Origin of the sequence: Streptomyces malaysiensis subsp. samsunensis, from assembly GCF_024519315.1 — a bacterium.
Classification (GTDB): domain Bacteria; phylum Actinomycetota; class Actinomycetes; order Streptomycetales; family Streptomycetaceae; genus Streptomyces; species Streptomyces malaysiensis.
In genome coordinates, this window is the sequence record NZ_JANIIC010000020.1 from 23,771 (window position 1) to 40,475 (window position 16,705).

General features: G+C 71.4%; 16 protein-coding genes. 8 read left to right on the forward strand and 8 right to left on the reverse strand.

Annotated features, from left to right (window positions below):
* Nucleotides 1-70: 70 nt before the first annotated feature.
* Nucleotides 71-682 carry a 30S ribosomal protein S4 gene (rpsD, locus tag NQU54_RS18465; protein ID WP_069869776.1) on the reverse strand — a complete coding sequence of 204 codons (612 nt, stop codon included), beginning with the start codon at nt 680-682 and terminating at the stop codon, nt 71-73.
* Nucleotides 683-875: 193 nt separating this feature from the next.
* Here rpsD and NQU54_RS18470 point away from each other — a divergent pair, with 193 nt between their 5' ends.
* Entirely contained in the window at nt 876-1,640 is a 765-nt protein-coding gene (locus NQU54_RS18470; RefSeq protein ID WP_372505931.1) for a DUF2470 domain-containing protein, read from the forward strand.
* A 75-nt stretch (nt 1,641-1,715) separates the two neighbouring features.
* Here the strand turns inward: NQU54_RS18470 and NQU54_RS18475 are convergent, their stop codons facing one another.
* Nucleotides 1,716-3,104 (reverse strand): replication-associated recombination protein A, encoded by a 1,389-nt coding sequence (locus NQU54_RS18475; RefSeq protein ID WP_093705601.1) that lies wholly within the window; start codon nt 3,102-3,104, stop codon nt 1,716-1,718.
* A 91-nt stretch (nt 3,105-3,195) separates the two neighbouring features.
* Entirely contained in the window at nt 3,196-3,852 is a 657-nt protein-coding gene (locus NQU54_RS18480) for a vitamin K epoxide reductase family protein (RefSeq protein ID WP_087684327.1), read from the reverse strand.
* Between the two features lie 185 nt (nt 3,853-4,037).
* On the opposite strand from NQU54_RS18480, the gene NQU54_RS18485 reads away from it, so the two are divergent.
* From NQU54_RS18485 to NQU54_RS18500, 5 genes are read left to right on the forward strand one after another with little or no spacing between them, the layout of a single operon-like run.
* Nucleotides 4,038-4,910, forward strand: a complete 873-nt coding sequence (locus NQU54_RS18485) for an ABC transporter ATP-binding protein (protein ID WP_257632014.1) — start codon at nt 4,038-4,040, stop codon at nt 4,908-4,910.
* The gene (locus NQU54_RS18490; RefSeq protein WP_257632015.1) at nt 4,907-5,767 is read left to right on the forward strand and encodes an ABC transporter permease; all 861 of its coding nucleotides are present in this window, start codon (nt 4,907-4,909) and stop codon (nt 5,765-5,767) included. Before NQU54_RS18485 ends, NQU54_RS18490 begins: the two co-directional genes overlap by 4 nt.
* A 29-nt stretch (nt 5,768-5,796) precedes the next feature.
* Nucleotides 5,797-6,390, forward strand: a complete 594-nt coding sequence (locus NQU54_RS49310) for a hypothetical protein (protein WP_306278832.1) — start codon at nt 5,797-5,799, stop codon at nt 6,388-6,390.
* A 31-nt stretch (nt 6,391-6,421) separates the two neighbouring features.
* Nucleotides 6,422-7,012 carry a sensor histidine kinase gene (locus NQU54_RS49315; protein ID WP_306278833.1) on the forward strand — a complete coding sequence of 197 codons (591 nt, stop codon included), beginning with the start codon at nt 6,422-6,424 and terminating at the stop codon, nt 7,010-7,012.
* Nucleotides 7,009-7,629: a response regulator gene (locus NQU54_RS18500; RefSeq protein ID WP_257632016.1), complete on the forward strand. Its 621-nt coding sequence runs from the start codon at nt 7,009-7,011 to the stop codon at nt 7,627-7,629. The genes NQU54_RS49315 and NQU54_RS18500 overlap by 4 nt, the downstream gene beginning before the upstream one ends.
* A gap of 51 nt (nt 7,630-7,680) precedes the next feature.
* Here the strand turns inward: NQU54_RS18500 and hisS are convergent, their stop codons facing one another.
* Nucleotides 7,681-8,943: a histidine--tRNA ligase gene (gene hisS / locus NQU54_RS18505; protein ID WP_069869770.1), complete on the reverse strand. Its 1,263-nt coding sequence runs from the start codon at nt 8,941-8,943 to the stop codon at nt 7,681-7,683.
* A gap of 13 nt (nt 8,944-8,956) precedes the next feature.
* Nucleotides 8,957-9,673, reverse strand: coding sequence for an MBL fold metallo-hydrolase (locus tag NQU54_RS18510; protein ID WP_069869769.1), 717 nt, complete (start codon nt 9,671-9,673; stop codon nt 8,957-8,959).
* A gap of 153 nt (nt 9,674-9,826) precedes the next feature.
* Between NQU54_RS18510 and NQU54_RS18515 the strand changes: the two genes are divergently transcribed.
* Together NQU54_RS18515 and NQU54_RS18520 are read left to right on the forward strand one after the other, a co-directional pair.
* Nucleotides 9,827-10,690 (forward strand): peptidylprolyl isomerase, encoded by an 864-nt coding sequence (locus tag NQU54_RS18515; RefSeq protein WP_257632017.1) that lies wholly within the window; start codon nt 9,827-9,829, stop codon nt 10,688-10,690.
* 209 nt (nt 10,691-10,899) lie between these two features.
* Entirely contained in the window at nt 10,900-12,129 is a 1,230-nt protein-coding gene (locus NQU54_RS18520; protein WP_257632018.1) for a DUF349 domain-containing protein, read from the forward strand.
* A 106-nt stretch (nt 12,130-12,235) separates the two neighbouring features.
* Here the strand turns inward: NQU54_RS18520 and NQU54_RS18525 are convergent, their stop codons facing one another.
* The 3 genes from NQU54_RS18525 to secF all read right to left on the reverse strand — a co-directional run bounded on the left by NQU54_RS18525 (nt 12,236) and on the right by secF (nt 16,704).
* Nucleotides 12,236-14,767, reverse strand: coding sequence for a RelA/SpoT family protein (locus tag NQU54_RS18525; protein WP_069869766.1), 2,532 nt, complete (start codon nt 14,765-14,767; stop codon nt 12,236-12,238).
* 198 nt (nt 14,768-14,965) lie between these two features.
* On the reverse strand, nt 14,966-15,565 hold the full coding sequence (locus tag NQU54_RS18530; protein WP_257632019.1) for an adenine phosphoribosyltransferase: 600 nt from the start codon (nt 15,563-15,565) through the stop codon (nt 14,966-14,968).
* 17 nt (nt 15,566-15,582) lie between these two features.
* The gene (gene secF / locus NQU54_RS18535) at nt 15,583-16,704 is read right to left on the reverse strand and encodes a protein translocase subunit SecF (protein WP_257632020.1); all 1,122 of its coding nucleotides are present in this window, start codon (nt 16,702-16,704) and stop codon (nt 15,583-15,585) included.
* Between the last annotated feature and the right edge of the window lies 1 nt (nt 16,705).

Genomic DNA, 16,705 nt, shown 5'->3' on the forward strand with positions numbered 1-16,705 from the left:
CGCGGGTTCCCCGCCGACCGGTGTCGAGGGGAACCCGCGGGCTCGGGTGCGTACCGTCCGCTCCGCCGGATCAGCGGGCGTAGTACTCGACGACGAGCTGCTCGTCGCAGATCACCGGGATCTCCTTGCGGTTGGGGTCCCGGTCGAGGCGGAAGGCGAGCGCCTTCAGGTTGACCTGGAGGTAGCGCGGGGTCTCGCCGTCGGGGGCGTAGCCACCCTCGCGCGCCACCTGGAAGGGGTGCTTCTCGCGGCTGCGCTCGCGGACCATCACCACATCGTCCGGGCGGACCCGGAAGGACGGCTTGTCGACCTTGCGGCCGTTGACCTCGATGTGGCCGTGGGTGACCATCTGGCGGGACTGGTAGATGGTGCGGGCGATGCCCGAGCGCAGAACGAGCGCGTCCAGACGGCGCTCGAGCTCCACGACAAGAGCCTCGCCCGTCTTGCCCTCGGCCTTGCGAGCGCGGTCGTAGGCGCGGGCCATCTGGCGCTCGCTGATGTCGTACTGGGCGCGCAGCCGCTGCTTCTCCAGCAGCCGGACCTTGTAGTCACTGGTCTGCTTGCGGCCACGGCCGTGCTCGCCCGGCGGGTACGGGCGGGCCTCGAAGTACTTGACGGCCTTCGGGGTCAGAGCGATGCCCAGCGCCCGCGACTTCTTGACCTTGGGACGCGACTGGTTCACGGGGAACGAACCTCCATGTAAGTTAGGTGAGCCTTACCTTAGCCGAGGAGAGCGCATGTTTCGACCTGGGATCCCCCTGCCCAGCACTGGAAAGAGCCCCGAGGAGGGTCAGCCGCGTCCCAAGGAAGACGCCCTGCGGCCAACGGCGGCAGAGCGTGTACGTACTCTCGTTGAATCCAAGGCTACGGCTTCGTTGACGATTCCCGGAATCGAGGCCCTGGACGAACTGAGGGCGGACGGCCCGGCCGCCCGTACGGTCGCTCCGGACGGGGATGTGGTGCTGCTGGTCCCCAGCGGCTCCCCCGCCGCACGCGCCGCCGCGCATGCCCAGGACGACGAGCTGACCTGCGTGATGGAGATCACCGACGTCGCTCCCGTCGCGATGCCGCACCGGATCCGCGGCCGCGCCGGGGTGGCCGGCTGGCTCACCCCCGTGCCCTGCGGTGAGCGCACGCGCGCCGCGGCGGCGCTGCTGGCCGAGCGGCATCCGGTGGGCGAGCTGCTCGGCATCGACCAGGCGCCGCGGCCCCGGCGGTCCGGTAGGCCGGCCGCCGGGGTGGGGCCCGCCGGGCGAGCCGCCTGGGCACTGCTGCGGCTGGAGGTCGGCGAGGCGTGTGTGGACGACCTGTGGGGCGCGGACGGCGTGGAGCCGGACGACTTCACGACCGCCGAACCCGATCCGCTGATCCGGCACGAGGCCGATCTGCTCCAGCATCTGCACGCCGCCCACGGCGACCAGGTGCGCGGGCTGTGCGCGCTGCTCGGCGACCGCTCCGACATCGTCTGCACCCGGGGCCCGGCCACCCCGGTGGCCCTGGACCGCTTCGGACTGCGGGTGCGCTTCACGGACGAGGCGGACCGGCCGTTCGATGCGCGCTTCGACTTCCCCGAGCCGGTGCGGAACGTGACCGAGCTGCGGTACGCGATGCACGCCCTGTTCGACGCGGCGGCGGGCTGAGGCCGTCCGCCGCGACGAGGCCGGGGCCGGTACGACGAGAGCCGGGGCCCGTACGGCGGGGCCGGGGCCCGGCCGCTACGACGAGGCCGGGGCCTGGCCGTCGGCGGACGGCGGCGGGTCGCCCCGCAGCCGCGCCCGGACCCGCTCCACCACATCCGCGTACCGCGCCTCGGCCCCGTACCGCGTGGGCTCGTAGTACCGCTTGCCGTGGATCTTGTCCGGTGCGTACTGCTGCGCCGCGATACCGCCCGGCAGATCGTGCGGATAGAGATAGCCCTGTGCGTGGCCGAGCTTCTTGGCGCCCTGGTAGTGGCCGTCGCGCAGATGCGGCGGCACCGGCCCGGCGAGACCCGCCCGCACATCCGCGAGCGCCGCGCCGATCGCCGTGGTCGCGGCGTTGGACTTGGGCGCGAGCGCCAGGGCGATCGTGGCGTGGCTCAGGGTGAGCGCGGCCTCCGGGAAGCCGATCAGGGCGACCGCCTGCGCCGCCGCCACCGCGGTGGGCAGGGCGGTCGGGTCGGCCAGGCCGATGTCCTCGCTCGCCGAGATCATCAGCCGGCGGGCGATGAACCGCGGGTCCTCCCCCGCCTCGATCATCCGGGCCAGATAGTGCAGCGCCGCGTCCACGTCCGAGCCGCGGATGGACTTGATGAGGGCGCTGGCCACGTCGTAGTGCTGGTCGCCGGCCCGGTCGTACTTCACCGCGGCCCGGTCGACCGCCTCCTCCAGGGAGGTGAGCGTGACCTCGGGCTCGCCCTTGTCCAGGGCCGCCCCGGCGCCCGCCTCCAGCGCGGTGAGCGCCCGCCGGGCGTCGCCGCCCGCTATGCGCAGCAGATGCGCCTCGGCGTCCTCGGGGAGGGTGACCGCCCCGCCGAGGCCGCGCTCGTCGGTGAGCGCGCGCCGCAGCAGCCCGCGCAGATCGTCGTCGGTCAGCGGCTCCAGGGTGAGCAGCAGCGAACGGGAGAGCAGCGGGGAGATCACGGAGAAGTACGGATTCTCGGTGGTGGCCGCGATCAGCGTGACCCAGCGGTTCTCCACGGCGGGCAGCAGCGAGTCCTGCTGGGCCTTGCTGAAGCGGTGGATCTCGTCCAGGAAGAGCACGGTGTCCCGCCCGTACGCCCCCGAGGAGCGGCGCGCGCCGTCGATGACGGCCCGGACCTCCTTGACCCCCGCGGTGATGGCCGACAGCTCGACGAAGCGCTTCTGGGTGGCCTGGCTGACCACGTACGCGAGCGTGGTCTTGCCGATGCCCGGCGGGCCCCAGAGGATCACCGACGACGGCCCGGCAGGACCGCCGCCGCCCTCGCCCACGAGCCGCCGGAGCGGGGATCCGGGGCGCAGCAGATGCTGCTGGCCCACGACCTCGTCGAGGGTGCGGGGACGCATCCGCACGGCCAGCGGGCTGCTGGCGGGGTCCTTCTCCTGACGGTCCTCTGCGGCGGCGGTGAACAGGTCTGGCTCCACGTGGGAAGCCTATGCCAACCCTCCGACAACGCCGCCGGACCCAGGGTCCGGAAGGCAATGCCGCCGGACCCAGAGTCCGGAAGGTGCGGGCTCAGCCCTGCGCGCCCGTCCAGAAGTCCCACCAGCGGGTCAGGATGAGCATGCCGATCACGCCGATCCACAGCACCGGGATCACCCAGTGGAACTCCATGAGCCCGCGCCGCAGCCCGTCCGGTGCCGGGAGGTAGCCGTGCTTGAGGTTGTGGCCGGTGACGTAGCAGAACATCACGATGGTGGCGACCCAGGCGAGGCAGCACCACAGGCACAGCGAGCCGATGACGTAGAGCGACTCGTACTGGAGCCAGGTCACGAAGCCGACGCCGAAGAGCGTGCCCGCGTTGAAGGTCAGCCAGTACCAGCGCGGGAAGCGCGCCCCGGTCAGCAGGGACACGCCCACGCAGATCACGATGGCGTAGGCGACGAGGCCGAGCATCGGGTTCGGGAAGCCGAACGCCTGCGCCTGGTCGCTCTCCATGATGTTGCCGCAGGAGACGACGGGGTTGAGGCTGCACCCGGGCGTGAAGACCTTACCGTCGGCCTTGTACTCGAGGATCTTGTTCTTGTCGATCGTGATGACCCAGGCGGCGAGGAGGCCCAGCGCACCGGTGATCACGAGCAGGAGGGCGAAGGCGCGACTGCCTCCCGTCCCGACCCGCGCGCCCTCCCGCGCCTCGCCGGACTCCACATCGTCCATCACTGTCGTCGCCATACTCGCCGTCCGTCGCTCTCCACCGTGTCCAGCCCCGTCGGGCACGGCCATTGTGCCGCACCCCCTGCCGCCGTATGTCGCGTTCAGCCCGGACATGCCATGGTGCCCTGTCCCCCGTTCGGAGGACATAAGACGGGCTTTCCGGTCGTGCCCGGGACCGGCGCGGCACCGTCAGCCTCATGGGTATGGCAGATGAAGCGGTACGGGTGCGCGGGCTGTGCAAGCGCTATGGCGCGGTGACCGCGCTGGACGGCGTTGACCTGGGCATCCGGCGGGGTGAGGTGTTCGGCATCCTGGGGCCCAACGGGGCGGGCAAGAGCACGACGGTGGAGATCCTCCAGGGCCATCGGAGCCGGGACGCGGGCGAGGTCACGGTGCTGGGCCGGGATCCCGCCTCCGGGGGACGGCGGTGGCGTTCCCGGATCGGCATCGTTTGGCAGGATGAATCCGCCCCGGCCGAGTTGACGGTGCGGGAGACCGTGCGGCATTTCGCCCGCTACTACCCGCGGTCGCGCGACCCGGAGGAGGTCGTCGGGCTGGTCGGGCTCGAGGACAAGGCGGGCAGCCGGATCAAGGCGCTGTCGGGCGGGCAGCGGCGCCGGCTGGATGTGGCCCTCGGGGTGATCGGCGATCCGGAGCTGCTGCTGCTGGACGAGCCGACGACGGGCTTCGACCCGGCGGCGCGGCGGCAGTTCTGGGAGCTGATCCGGCGGCTGGCCGACGAGGGCACCACGATCGTGCTCACCACCCACTACCTGGACGAGGCCGAGGCGCTGTCCGACCGGCTCGCGGTCATCGCCACGGGCAAGGTCGTGGCCGAGGGCGCGCCCGCCGAGCTGCGCGAGCGGCACGGCGGCCGGGCGACGGTCCACTGGCGCGAGACGGGCGGCGGGGCGCGCCACCAGGAGACGGAGACCCCGACCCGTACCGTCGCGGAGCTGATGCGCCGCTTCGACGGGGAGATCCCGGGGCTGCGGATCTCCCGGCCGACCCTGGAGGACGTCTATCTGCGGCTCACCGGACAACTCGACGAGCAGCCCGGGGAGGCCGCGCGATGACCACCACGACCACCACCTCCTCCGGCATCCGGCGCGCCGCCGGGCCCGCCCCCGCGCGACTGCCCGGCGCCTGGACCCTCGGGCTGCACCGGGGCGCCCTCGAGCTCAGGCAGTTCTTCCGCCAGCGCGAACAGGTCGTCTTCACCTTCGCCTTCCCCGTCGTCTTCCTGGCCCTGTTCGCCTCGATCTTCCGGGACGATGTGCGGGGCGCGGGCGTGACCGCCTCCCAGCTCTACGCCGCGGCGATGATCGCGTCGGGGGTGATGTCGACCAGCTTCCAGTCGCTGGGCGTCTCCATCGCGCTCGAACGGGACGAGAAGGTGCTGCGGCGGCTGGGCGGTACGCCGATGCCCCCGGCCGCGTACTTCCTCGGCAAGCTGTGGCTGGTCCTGGTCTCCGGGATCGCCGAGACGGTGCTGCTGCTGGCCGTCGGCACGGCCTGCTTCGATCTCGAGCTGCCGACGGGCGCGGCCACCTGGTTCACCTTCACCTGGGTCTTCGCCCTCGGGCTGACCGGCTGTGCGCTGCTGGGCATCGCGATCAGCAGTGTGCCGCGCTCCGGTAAGAGCGCCACCTCGGTGGTGGTCCTGCCGTTCCTGGTGCTCCAGTTCATCTCCGGTGTCTTCATCTCGATCGACACGCTGCCGGACTGGATGCTGAACGTGGGCGCCCTGTTCCCGCTGAAGTGGATGTGCCAGGGGTTCCGCGGGGTGTTCCTGCCGGAGTCGGCGGCCGTGCTTGAGCAGGCGGGCTCGTGGGAATACGGCCGGATCGCCCTGGTGCTGGGCGCGTGGTGCGTCGGAGGATTGGTGCTGTGTCTGCTGACCTTCCGTTGGAAGAGCCACCGGGACGGCTGAGCGAACCGGCCGGCCCTCGCGATCCCGACGTGTACAACCGCACCTACCGGCGCTGGGACGTCTATTTCGCGATCGTGTTCGCGGCCACCTTCCTGTTCGTGCTGAGCGGATCGGACCTCGGGACCGGACCGCGCGTGGTCGCGGCGGCCTTCTTCGCCGCGACCGCGCCGTGGTACGTGCTGGTCGGCCGGCCGGTGCTGCTCACCGAAGGGGAGGACCAGCCCCGGGCGGTGGCCTATCTGGTGGGGCTCTTCCTGCTGTTCGTGGTGCCGTCCGCGCTGGACGGCGAGACCCGGATCGCCATCTTCGCGCTGACGCCGCAGTGCTTCATGCTGCTGCGGATGCGCAGGGCGCTGATCGCCGTCACCGTGATCAACATCGCCCCGGTGGTGGTCTGGGCGCTCGTGGAGCGGCCGGACTCCGGGGATCTGTTCTTCAACTCCCTCTTCGCGGCCGTCTCATGCGCCTTCTCACTGCTCATCGGCAGCTGGATCATCATGGTCCTCCAGCAGAGCGCCGAGCGCGCCCGGCTGATCGCCGAACTGGACGCCACCCGCGAGGAGGTGGCCCGGCTGTCGGCCGCGCACGGCGCCCTCGCATCGGCTGAGCCGGGAGATCCATGACACCCTCGGCCAGGGCTTCACCAGCCTGCTGATGCTCGTTCAGGCCGTGGAGTCCGAGCTGGACCACGATATGCCGCTGGCCCACGGCCACTTGGGCCTCATGGCCCGTACGGCCCGGGAGAACCTCGCCGAGGCCCGCGCCCTGGTCGCCGGGGCGGGCCCGGCCGACCTGGACGGCAGTTCGCTCCCGGACGCGCTGCGGCGGCTGGCCGCGCGGCACGGGGAGCAGACCGGCTCCCCCGCCCGCGTCGAGGTCTCGGGGGCGGTACGGCCGCTGCCCGCCGCCGTGGAGGTGGTGGCGCTGCGCGGCTGCCAGGAGGCACTGGCCAACGCCCGCCGGCACGCCGGGCCGGGCGCGGCGGTGACCATCGCGCTCGGCTACGGCGAGGACGCGCTGCGGCTGCGGGTCGAGGGCACCGGCCGCGGCTTCGACCCGCGCGCCCCGCGCGAGGGCTACGGCCTGGCCGGGCTGCGCGCACGAGCGGCCGAGGTGGGCGGCACGGCGGAGGTGTCCGCGGCCCCGGGCGAGGGCACGGCGGTCGCGCTCGAACTGCCCGTCCGGCCGCCCGCCCCCGTCCCCCATCCCTCCCGGCCGACGGTACGAACGAGGAGCGCACGGTGATCCGGATCCTGATCGCGGACGACCATCCGGTGGTGCGGGAGGGGCTGCGCGGCATGCTCGGCGCCGAACCCGATCTGACGGTCGTCGGCGAGGCGGCGAGCGGGCCGCGGGCGGAGGCGCTGTGTGCCTCGCTGCACCCCGATGTGGTGCTGATGGACCTGCGGATGCCGGACGGCGACGGGGTGGAGTCGATCGCCCGGATGACCGCCGCCGGGCTGCCGTCCCGGGTGATCGTGCTGACCACGTACGAGACGGACGGGGACATCCTGCGCGCGGTGGAGGCGGGTGCGGCGGGCTATCTGCTCAAGGACATGCCCCGCGCCGAACTCGCCGGGGCCGTACGCTCCGCCGCCCGCGGTGAGACGGTGCTGGCCCCGTCGGTCGCCGCCCGGCTCATGGACCAGCTGCGCGACCGGCCCGAGCGCCCCCGCCTCTCCGAACGTGAGACGGCCGTGCTGCGGCTGGTCGCGGAGGGGTGCACCAACGCGGAGATCGGCCGCCGTCTGTTCATCGGCGAATCGACGGTGAAGACCCATCTGCTGCGGGCCTTCGGCAAGCTGGGCGTGGACGACCGCACCGCGGCGGTCACCAGCGCGATGCGGCTGGGGCTGCTCTAGAGCGGCGTAAGGGGCCCGGGAACCTCCCCAGGCCCCTTACGGCGGCGTCGCTCAGCCGAGGCGCGAGCGGACCGCCTCGACCACCTCGGCCAGCGGCACCGGCGCCTGCTCGCCGGACTCCATGTCCTTCAGCTGGACCACGTCCTCGGCGAGGTCGCGCTCACCTGCCACGATCGTGTAGCGCGCACCGCTGCGGTTGGCCGCCTTCATCGCGGCCTTCAGGCCCTTGCCGCCGTAGGCGAAGTCCGTGGCGACACCCGCCGTGCGGAGCTCGCCGACCACGCCGAAGAGGACCTTCCTGGCCTCCTCCCCCAGCGGCACCGCGAAGACGCTGACGGCGTCGGGCAGATCCAGCTCGATGCCCTCGGCCTCCAGCGCGAGCACCGTGCGGTCCACACCGAGCGCCCAGCCCACCGACGGCAGCGCCGGACCGCCGATCATCTCGGACAGCCCGTCGTAGCGGCCGCCCCCGCCGACCGCGGACTGCGAGCCCAGCCCGTCGTGGACGAACTCGAAGGTCGTCCGGGTGTAGTAGTCCAGGCCGCGCACCAGCTTGGCGTCGTCCTCGAAGGTCACACCCCGCGCGGTGATCAGCTCGCGGACCTCCGCGTGGTACGCCTTGCACTCCTCGCACAGGTAGTCGCGCAGCAGCGGGGCGTCGGCCAGCTGCTTGCGCACCGCCTCGCGCTTGTCGTCCAGCACCCGCAGCGGGTTGATCTCGACGCGCCGCCGGGTGTCCTCGTCCAGGTCCAGGGCGCGCAGGAAGTCCTGGAGGGCGGCCCGGTAGACGGGGCGGCAGGTGGCGTCGCCCAGCGAGTTCAGCAGGATGCGGAAGTTCCGCAGCCCAAGCGAGCGGTAGGCGTCGTGGGCCAGGATGATCAGCTCGGCGTCCAGGGCCGGGTCCTCGGCGCCGATCGCCTCCGCGCCGACCTGCGAGAAGTGGCGGTAGCGGCCCTTCTGCGGCCGCTCGTAGCGGTAGTACGAGCCCGAGTACCAGAGCTTGACCGGCAGGGATCCGGCCTTGTGCAGATTGGCCTCCAGGGCGGCGCGCAGCACCGATGCGGTGCCCTCGGGGCGCAGCGCGAGCTCGTCACCGCCCTTGGTGGTGAGGGTGTACATCTCCTTGGTCACGATGTCGGTGGACTCACCGACGCCGCGCGCGAAGAGCTCCACGTTCTCGAAGCCGGGGGTCTCGATATAGCCGTAGCCGGAGCGCTTGAGCGGTGCGGCGATCGCCTCGCGCACCGCGAGGAAGGTCGCGGAGGCCGGCGGGATCAGGTCGTACGTGCCCCGGGGGGCCTTGAAGGTGCTCAACGGAAGTCTCTCGTCACATTCCTCGTCGCGGAGCCGGGCGCCGGGCGCCGTCTCCCAGGCCGGCGGCCACCTCCCGCAGAAACGGGTTGGTGGCGCGCTCACGGCCGATGCTGGTCTGGGGGCCATGGCCGGACAGCACCACGGTCGAGTCGTCGAGCGGCAGGACCACACGGGCCAGCGACTCGAGGATCTCGGCGTGATCGCCGCCGGGCAGATCGGTGCGTCCGATGGAGCCGGCGAAGAGCAGATCGCCCGAGAAGAAGACGGACGGGGTGTCCGCCTGCTCGGGCATCCGGAAGGTCACCGACCCCTTGGTATGGCCCGGGGCGTGCGCGACGGTGAGCTCCAGACCGGCCAGCTTCAGCTCGGCGCCGTCCGTCAGCTCCCTGACGTCGTCCGGCTCGCCCACGGTCAGATCGCCCAGCAGAGGCATGCCGACGGAGCGGGGAAAGGCCCTCTCGGGCTCGCTCAGCAGGATGCGGTCGGACGGGTGGATCCAGGCCGGTACGTCATGGGCGCCGCACACCGGCATGACCGAGGCGATGTGGTCGATGTGCCCGTGGGTGAGGACGACGGCGACGGGCTTGAGCCGATGCTTGGCGACCGCCTCCTCGACTCCCTGGGTCGCCTCGACGCCCGGGTCGATGATCACGCACTCCTCGCCCGCCGCGGGAGCGACCAGGTAGCAGTTGGTCCCAAACGATCCGGCGGGGAACCCGGCAATGAGCACGATCGTCCTTCACTGTCGTCCGGTGGAAGATTGTCGGCGGCTTCAGAGCCTACCGGCGGCGCCCCTGCCACAGCGAACCCGTATACGGTACGGCCGAGCCCTCGTACACAAACAGCAGCACATCGACGGCACACGCCATGAGGAGACGACCCGGTGGTCAGTAACGAGCAGCGGCGGCGGCAACTCGCCCGGGAGAAGTACCTTCGGCAGCAGCAGCGGCGCGAAACGGCCCGGCGCAAGTCACGTCAGCGCAATGTGGTGATCGCCGCCGTGCTGGCCGTGGTCCTGGCCGGGGGCGGGGCCGTGGCGGCCACGGGCGCGCTGGCCGGGAACGACAAGGACAAGAAGGACGACGCCGCCGCGTCCGCGACCCCCTCGGACGCCCCCTCGAGCAAGGCTCCGGACCCCTGCGCCAAGGAGGCGAAGGCGGTCGCCGGCGAGAAGCCCAAGAAGATGTCGTGGAAGAAGGAGCCCGAGGTCACGGTCGACAAGTCGGCTTCCTACACCATGAAGCTGGAGACGACCTGCGGGGACATGTCGGTGACCATGGACGCCGGCAAGGCGCCGCACACGGTCAACTCCTTCGACTTCCTGGCGGGCAAGGGCTACTTCGACCACACCAAGTGCCACCGGCTGGTGAACTCGGGGATCTACGTATTGCAGTGCGGTGATCCGCAGGGCACCGGCGCGGGCGGCCCCGGCTACACGCTCCCGGACGAGAACCTGAAGGACCCCTCGATCAAGGGCGGCAAGTACCCGGCCGGCACCGTCGCCATGGCCAACCAGTACAACCCGCAGACCAAGCAGGGCAAGAACACCGGCGGCAGCCAGTTCTTCCTGGTCTACAAGGAGAGCGAGCTCCCGCCGTACTACACGCCTTTCGGCACGGTGGACGAGGCCGGTATGAAGGTCCTGAAGAAGATCGCCAATGCCGGGGCCGGGGCCCCGGACCAGACGATGAACACCGCCCCGAACGCCAGCGTGGTGATCAACAAGGCGACGGTCGGCAAGTCCTGAGGTCGCCGACGCGCGTACTGCGAAATTTCGGTCGCGCAGGATACGGACAGCCGGGGCACCGGTCGCCTATGTTGGCGTTGTGCAGGGTGCCTGCCCCGGTGGCCGCCACCCTGAAGTGAGACCGGCCAGGGCGTTATCCCGACCGGAAGAAACTGTGGACGATGCCGGCGGGCCGCGCGCCCGCCCCGGCATCATGTGGAGGAGGCGCTGTGAGCAGCGAGCCTTGGGGCCGCGTCGACGAGGCGGGGACCGTATACGTGCGTACAACCGACGGTGAGCAGGTCGTCGGATCGTGGCAGGCGGGATCACCGGAAGAGGCCCTCGCCTACTTCGAGCGCAAGTACGACGGTCTGGTCGTCGAGATCGGCCTCCTCGAGCGCCGGGTCAAAACCACCGATCTGTCCGCCAAGGACGCGACGGCCGCCATCGAGCACATCCGGCAGCAGGTCGACGAGCACCATGTGGTCGGCGATCTGGACGCGCTGCGGAAGCGGCTCGACAAGCTGACCGGAGACGTCGAGTCCCGCCGCGAGCAGCGCAAGGCGGCCAAGGCGGTCCAGGCCGACGAGGCCCGCAGGGCCAAGGAGGAGCTGGTCGCCGAGGCCGAGCAGCTGGCCGCCAGCGAGCAGTGGCGGGCGGCCGGGGAGCGGCTGCGTGCCCTGGTGGACCCCTGGAAGGGCCTGCCCCGCCTGGACCGCAAGACGGACGACGAGCTGTGGCACCGCTTCTCGCACGCCCGCTCGGCGTTCTCCAAGCGGCGCAAGGCGCATTTCGCGGCCCTGGACGCACAGCGTGAGGACGCCCGTCAGACCAAGGAGAAGCTGGTCGCCGAGGCCGAGGCGCTCTCCGGCTCCACCGACTGGGGTCCCACCGCGGCCCGGTACCGGGAGCTGATGTCGGACTGGAAGGCGGCGGGCCGTGCGCAGCGCGAGGCCGAGGAGGACCTGTGGAACCGCTTCCGCGGTGCGCAGGACGTCTTCTTCCAGGCGCGCGGCGAGGTCTTCGCGGAGCGCGACGCCGAGCAGCGGGAGAATCTCACCCGTAAGGAGGAGCTCGTCGTCGAGGCCGAGAAGCTGCTGCCGGTCTCGGACCTGAAGGCGGCCCGCGCGGCCTTCCGGTCGGTCAACGAGCGGTGGGAGGCCATCGGCCATGTGCCGAGGGACGCCCGCGCCCGGATCGAGGGCCGGATGCACGCGGTGGAGCGCGCCATCCAGGACGCCGAGGACACGGAGTGGCGGCGGACCAACCCCGAGGCGCGGGCGCGCGCCCAGGGGCTCACCGGCCAGCTTCAGGACGCCGTCGACAAGCTGCGTACCCAGATCGACGCGGCCCGTGCGGCGGGGAACAACGCGAAGGCCGACAAGCTCTCCAAGGAGCTCGAGGGCCGGCAGGCGCTGCTGGACCAGGCGCTGAAGGGCCTCCAGGAGTTCGGCGGCTGATTCGCTGATCCGGCCGATACGGCGGCGGCCCCCGGCGCGAAGGCGCCGGGGGCCGCTTCGTCGTATGCGCTCGCCGCCGCCGTATGCGCCCGGTGGGGACGCGTTCTCAGCGGGCGCGGGCCGAGGTGACCCGGTAGACGTCGTAGACGCCCTCGACGCCGCGTACGGCCTTCAGCACATGACCCAGGTGCTTGGGGTCACCCATCTCAAAGGTGAAGCGCGAGGTGGCCACCCGGTCGCGGGAGGTCTGCACGGCCGCGGAGAGGATGTTGACGTGCTGGTCGGACAGTACGCGGGTGACATCCGACAGCAGCCGGGACCGGTCCAGCGCCTCGACCTGGATGGCGACCAGGAAGACCGACGACTGGGTGGGCGCCCATTCGACATCGAGGATGCGCTCGGGCTGCTGGGAGAGCGAGTCCACGTTGACGCAGTCCGCGCGGTGCACCGAGACGCCGCTGCCGCGGGTGACGAAGCCGATGATGGGGTCGCCGGGGACCGGCGTACAGCAGCGGGCCAGCTTGACCCACACGTCCTCGACGCCCTTGACCACCACGCCCGGATCGGCGCTGGAGCGGCGCTTGGTGCGGCGGATGGGCGGAGCGGTCTCGGCGATGTCCTCGTTGGCGGCGTCCTCGCCGCCGAGCGCCTGGACGAGCTTCTGCACCACGTTCTGCGCGGAGACATGGCCCTCGCCGATGGCCGCGTAGAGCGCGGAGATGTCGGGGTAGCGCATCTCATGCGCGAGGGTGACCAGCGAGTCCCCGGTCAGGATCCGCTGGATGGGCAGGTTCTGCTTGCGCATCGCCCGGACGATCGCGTCCTTGCCCTGTTCGATGGCCTCGTCGCGGCGCTCCTTGGAGAACCAGGCACGGATCTTGTTACGGGCGCGCGGCGACTTGACGAAGCCCAGCCAGTCGCGGGACGGCCCCGCGCCCGCCGCCTTGGAGGTGAAGACCTCCACCAGGTCGCCGTTGTCGAGGGTGGACTCCAGGGGGACCAGCCGCCCGTTGACCCGGGCTCCTATGGTGCGGTGGCCGACCTCGGTGTGCACGGCGTAGGCGAAGTCGACCGGGGTGGCCCCGGCCGGAAGCGCTATGACATCGCCCTTGGGCGTGAAGACGAAGACCTCGTTGCGGGACAGGTCGAAGCGCAGGGACTCCAGGAACTCGCCCGGGTCCTCGGTCTCCTTCTGCCAGTCCAGCAGCTGCCGCAGCCACGCCATGTCGTTGACGGCGTCGTCCTTGCCCGCCTTACGGGGCACATCGGTGCGCACCTTGGAGGCGCCGGCCACCGCCTCCTGCTTGTACTTCCAGTGCGCGGCGATGCCGTACTCGGCGCGGCGGTGCATGTCGAAGGTGCGGATCTGGAGCTCGACCGGTTTGCCGCTGGGCCCGATGACCGTCGTGTGCAGCGACTGGTACATGTTGAACTTGGGCATCGCGATGTAGTCCTTGAACCGCCCCGGCACCGGGTTCCACCGCGCGTGGATGGTCCCGAGCGCCGCATAGCAGTCGCGGACGGTGTCGACGAGCACCCGGATGCCCACCAGGTCGTAGATCTCGGCGAAGTCGCGGCCGCGCACGATCATCTTCTGGTAGACGGAGTAGTAGTGCTTCGGTCGGCCGGTGACGGTCGCCTTGATCCGCGCCGCCCGCAGATCGCCCTGGACCTGGTCGGTGACGACGGCCAGGTACTCGTCGCGCTTGGGGGCCCGCTCGGCGACCAGCCGCACGATCTCGTCGTACATCTTGGGGTAGAGGATCGCGAAGGCGAGGTCCTCCAGCTCCCATTTGATGGTGTTCATGCCCAGGCGATGGGCGAGCGGGGCGTAGATCTCAAGGGTCTCGCGGGCCTTCTTCTCCTGCTTCTCCCGCTTGAGGTAGCGCATGGTGCGCATGTTGTGCAGCCGGTCGGCCAGCTTGATCACCAGCACCCGGGGGTCCCGGGCCATGGCGACGACCATCTTGCGCACGGTCTCGGCCTGGGCCGCCTCGCCGAACTTGACCTTGTCCAGCTTGGTGACGCCGTCCACGAGCAGGGCGACCTGGTCGCCGAAGTCCCGGCGCAGGGTGTCCAGGCCGTACTCGGTGTCCTCGACGGTGTCATGCAGCAGCCCGGCCATCAAAGTGGCCGGATCCATACCCAGCTCGGCCAGGATCGTGGTGACCGCGAGGGGGTGGGTGATGTACGGATCGCCGCTTTTGCGCTTCTGGCCGCGGTGCCAGCGCTCGGCCACCTGGTACGCGCGCTCGATCTGGCGCAGCGTCGAGGCTTCCGCCTTGGGGTCGTTGCCGCGCACGATGCGCAGCAGTGGCTCGAGCACCGGGTTGTACGGGCTGGAGCGCTGGACGCCGAGGCGCGCCAGACGGGCCCGGACGCGGTTGGACGAGCCGGAGCGGGGTGCGGGGCTCTGGACGGCCCGCGCGGGGGGCGTGGTGGCCGGCAGGCTGCTGCCGCGGCCCGTGGCCGGCTTCGGGCTCGTCTGCTCGGGGCCGCGCCGGGCCGGGCCGTCACCGCTGTTCCTGGGCACGCCGGAGGCCGCCGTCGGCTCGGCGGCGGTGGGCGCGTCCGGCTGCGCGGAGGCGGTTCCGCCCGGACGGACTTTGGGCGAGAGCGGCTGGGCCTCGTCTGGCAAGAGCACTCCTAGAGCGGTCCGGACCTCTAAAGGTCGGGCTGCCATGGTATCGATCCCGCCACTCCGCTTGCCTCTCGACCGCGAAGCCGGGCCTGACCTGGGCAGGAGGGCGGCATGACGGAGGGCGGGGAACCGGCGGTGCGCCGTCCCCGCCCTCCGGCGGTCGTCTCGGCCCGGTACGCGGGCCCGTAACCCGGCTCAGACCGTGATCAGGGCCTCCAGCGGGGCGCTGTCGAGCGCGCCCAGCAGACGGCCGCGGCCGTCGAGGAAGCCGAGCTCCAGCAGCACGGCGACCCCGGCGATCCGGGCCCCGGCCCGCCGGATGAGTTGGAGGGACGCCTCGGCGGTGCCGCCGGTGGCCAGCACGTCGTCGATCACCAGGACCCGGTCGCCGGGCGCCAGCGCGTCGGCGTGTATCTCGATCTCCGCGGTGCCGTACTCCAGCTCGTACGCCTGGCCGAGCGTCGCCCCGGGGAGCTTGCCGGCCTTACGGACCGGTACGAAGCCGATTCCGGCGCGGACGGCGGCCGGGGCGGCGAGGATGAAGCCGCGCGCCTCCAGGCCCACCACCTTGTCCGCCCGGTGCCGGACGCACAGCTCGGCGAGCGCCTCGGTCAGCGCGCCGAAGGCCGCGGCGTCGGCGAGCAGCGGGGTGATGTCCTTGAACATCACGCCCGGCTTGGGGTAGTCCGGCACGTCCTGGATCCGGCTGAGCAGCAGCGTGCGCAGCTCCTCGGCGGCGGGGCCGCCGAATCCGTCCGGGGCGCCGTCGGCCGGGGTCCGCGTGGTCTCCGTCATGGTTCAGGCTCCCCCGCTCAGCGCCGCTTGCCCGAGGGCCTGCCGCGCCCCCGGTTGCGGGAGGCGGGCTGGCGGCGCTGGCCGACGACCCCGGCGGGGGCCGCGGCGGCGTCCTCCAGGGCGGGCGCGTCGTCCTCCTCGGCCGCCGGGTCCGCGGCCTCGGCCTTGGCCGTCGCCGCACGCTTGGCCTTCACCCGCTTGGCCAGGGCCTTCATCCTCGAATCGCGCTCCTTCAGATCGGCGACCAGCGGGGTCGCGATGAAGATCGAGGAGTACGCGCCGGCGGCGAGGCCGACGAAGAGCGCCAGCGAGATGTCGTTGAGCATGCCCGCGCCCAGCAGACCGCCGCCGATGAACAGCAGCGCGCCGACCGGCAGCAGCGCCACGACCGTGGTGTTGATGGATCGCACCAGGGTCGAGTTGAGGCTGCGGTTGGCGATTTCGCTGTAGGTGAAGCGGGTCTGCTTGGTGATGTCCTTCGACGCTTCCTTGAGACCGTCGAAGACCACGACGGTGTCGTAGAGCGAATAACCGAGGATCGTCAGCAGACCGATCACGGTGCCCGGGGTGACCTCGAAGCCGACCAGCGCGTAGACGCCGACGGTGATGGTGAGGTCGTGGACCAGCGCGATCAGGGCGGCCAGCGCCATCCGCCACTCGAAGGCGATGGCGAGATAGATCACCACCAGCACCATGAAGATCGCCAGACCCTGCCATGCCTTGCTGGCGATCTGCTCGCCCCAGCTCGGGCCGACCAGCTGGGTGTCGATCTTGCTGGTCGAGACGCCCAGCTCCTTGGCGAGCCCCTCCTGGACCGGCACGGCCTCCTTGGTGTCCAGCTCGCTGATCTGGACCCGCAGACCGCCGCGGCCGAGCTCCTGGACGACGACGGTGTGGCCGCCGGCCGCGTCCTCGGCCGCCTGGCGCACTTCGGTGCTCGAGATCTTGGTGTTGGGGGTGGTGAAGACCGCGCCGCCGGAGAACTCGATGCCCATGTTGAGGCCGCGCACCGCCAGGCCCACGATGGCCGTGATGGTGATCAGTATCGAGATGCCGTACCAGATCTTCCGCTTACCGACGAAGTCGTAGCCGACCTCGCCTCGGTAGAGCCTGGCGCCGAGAGTGCCGAGTCGCGACATC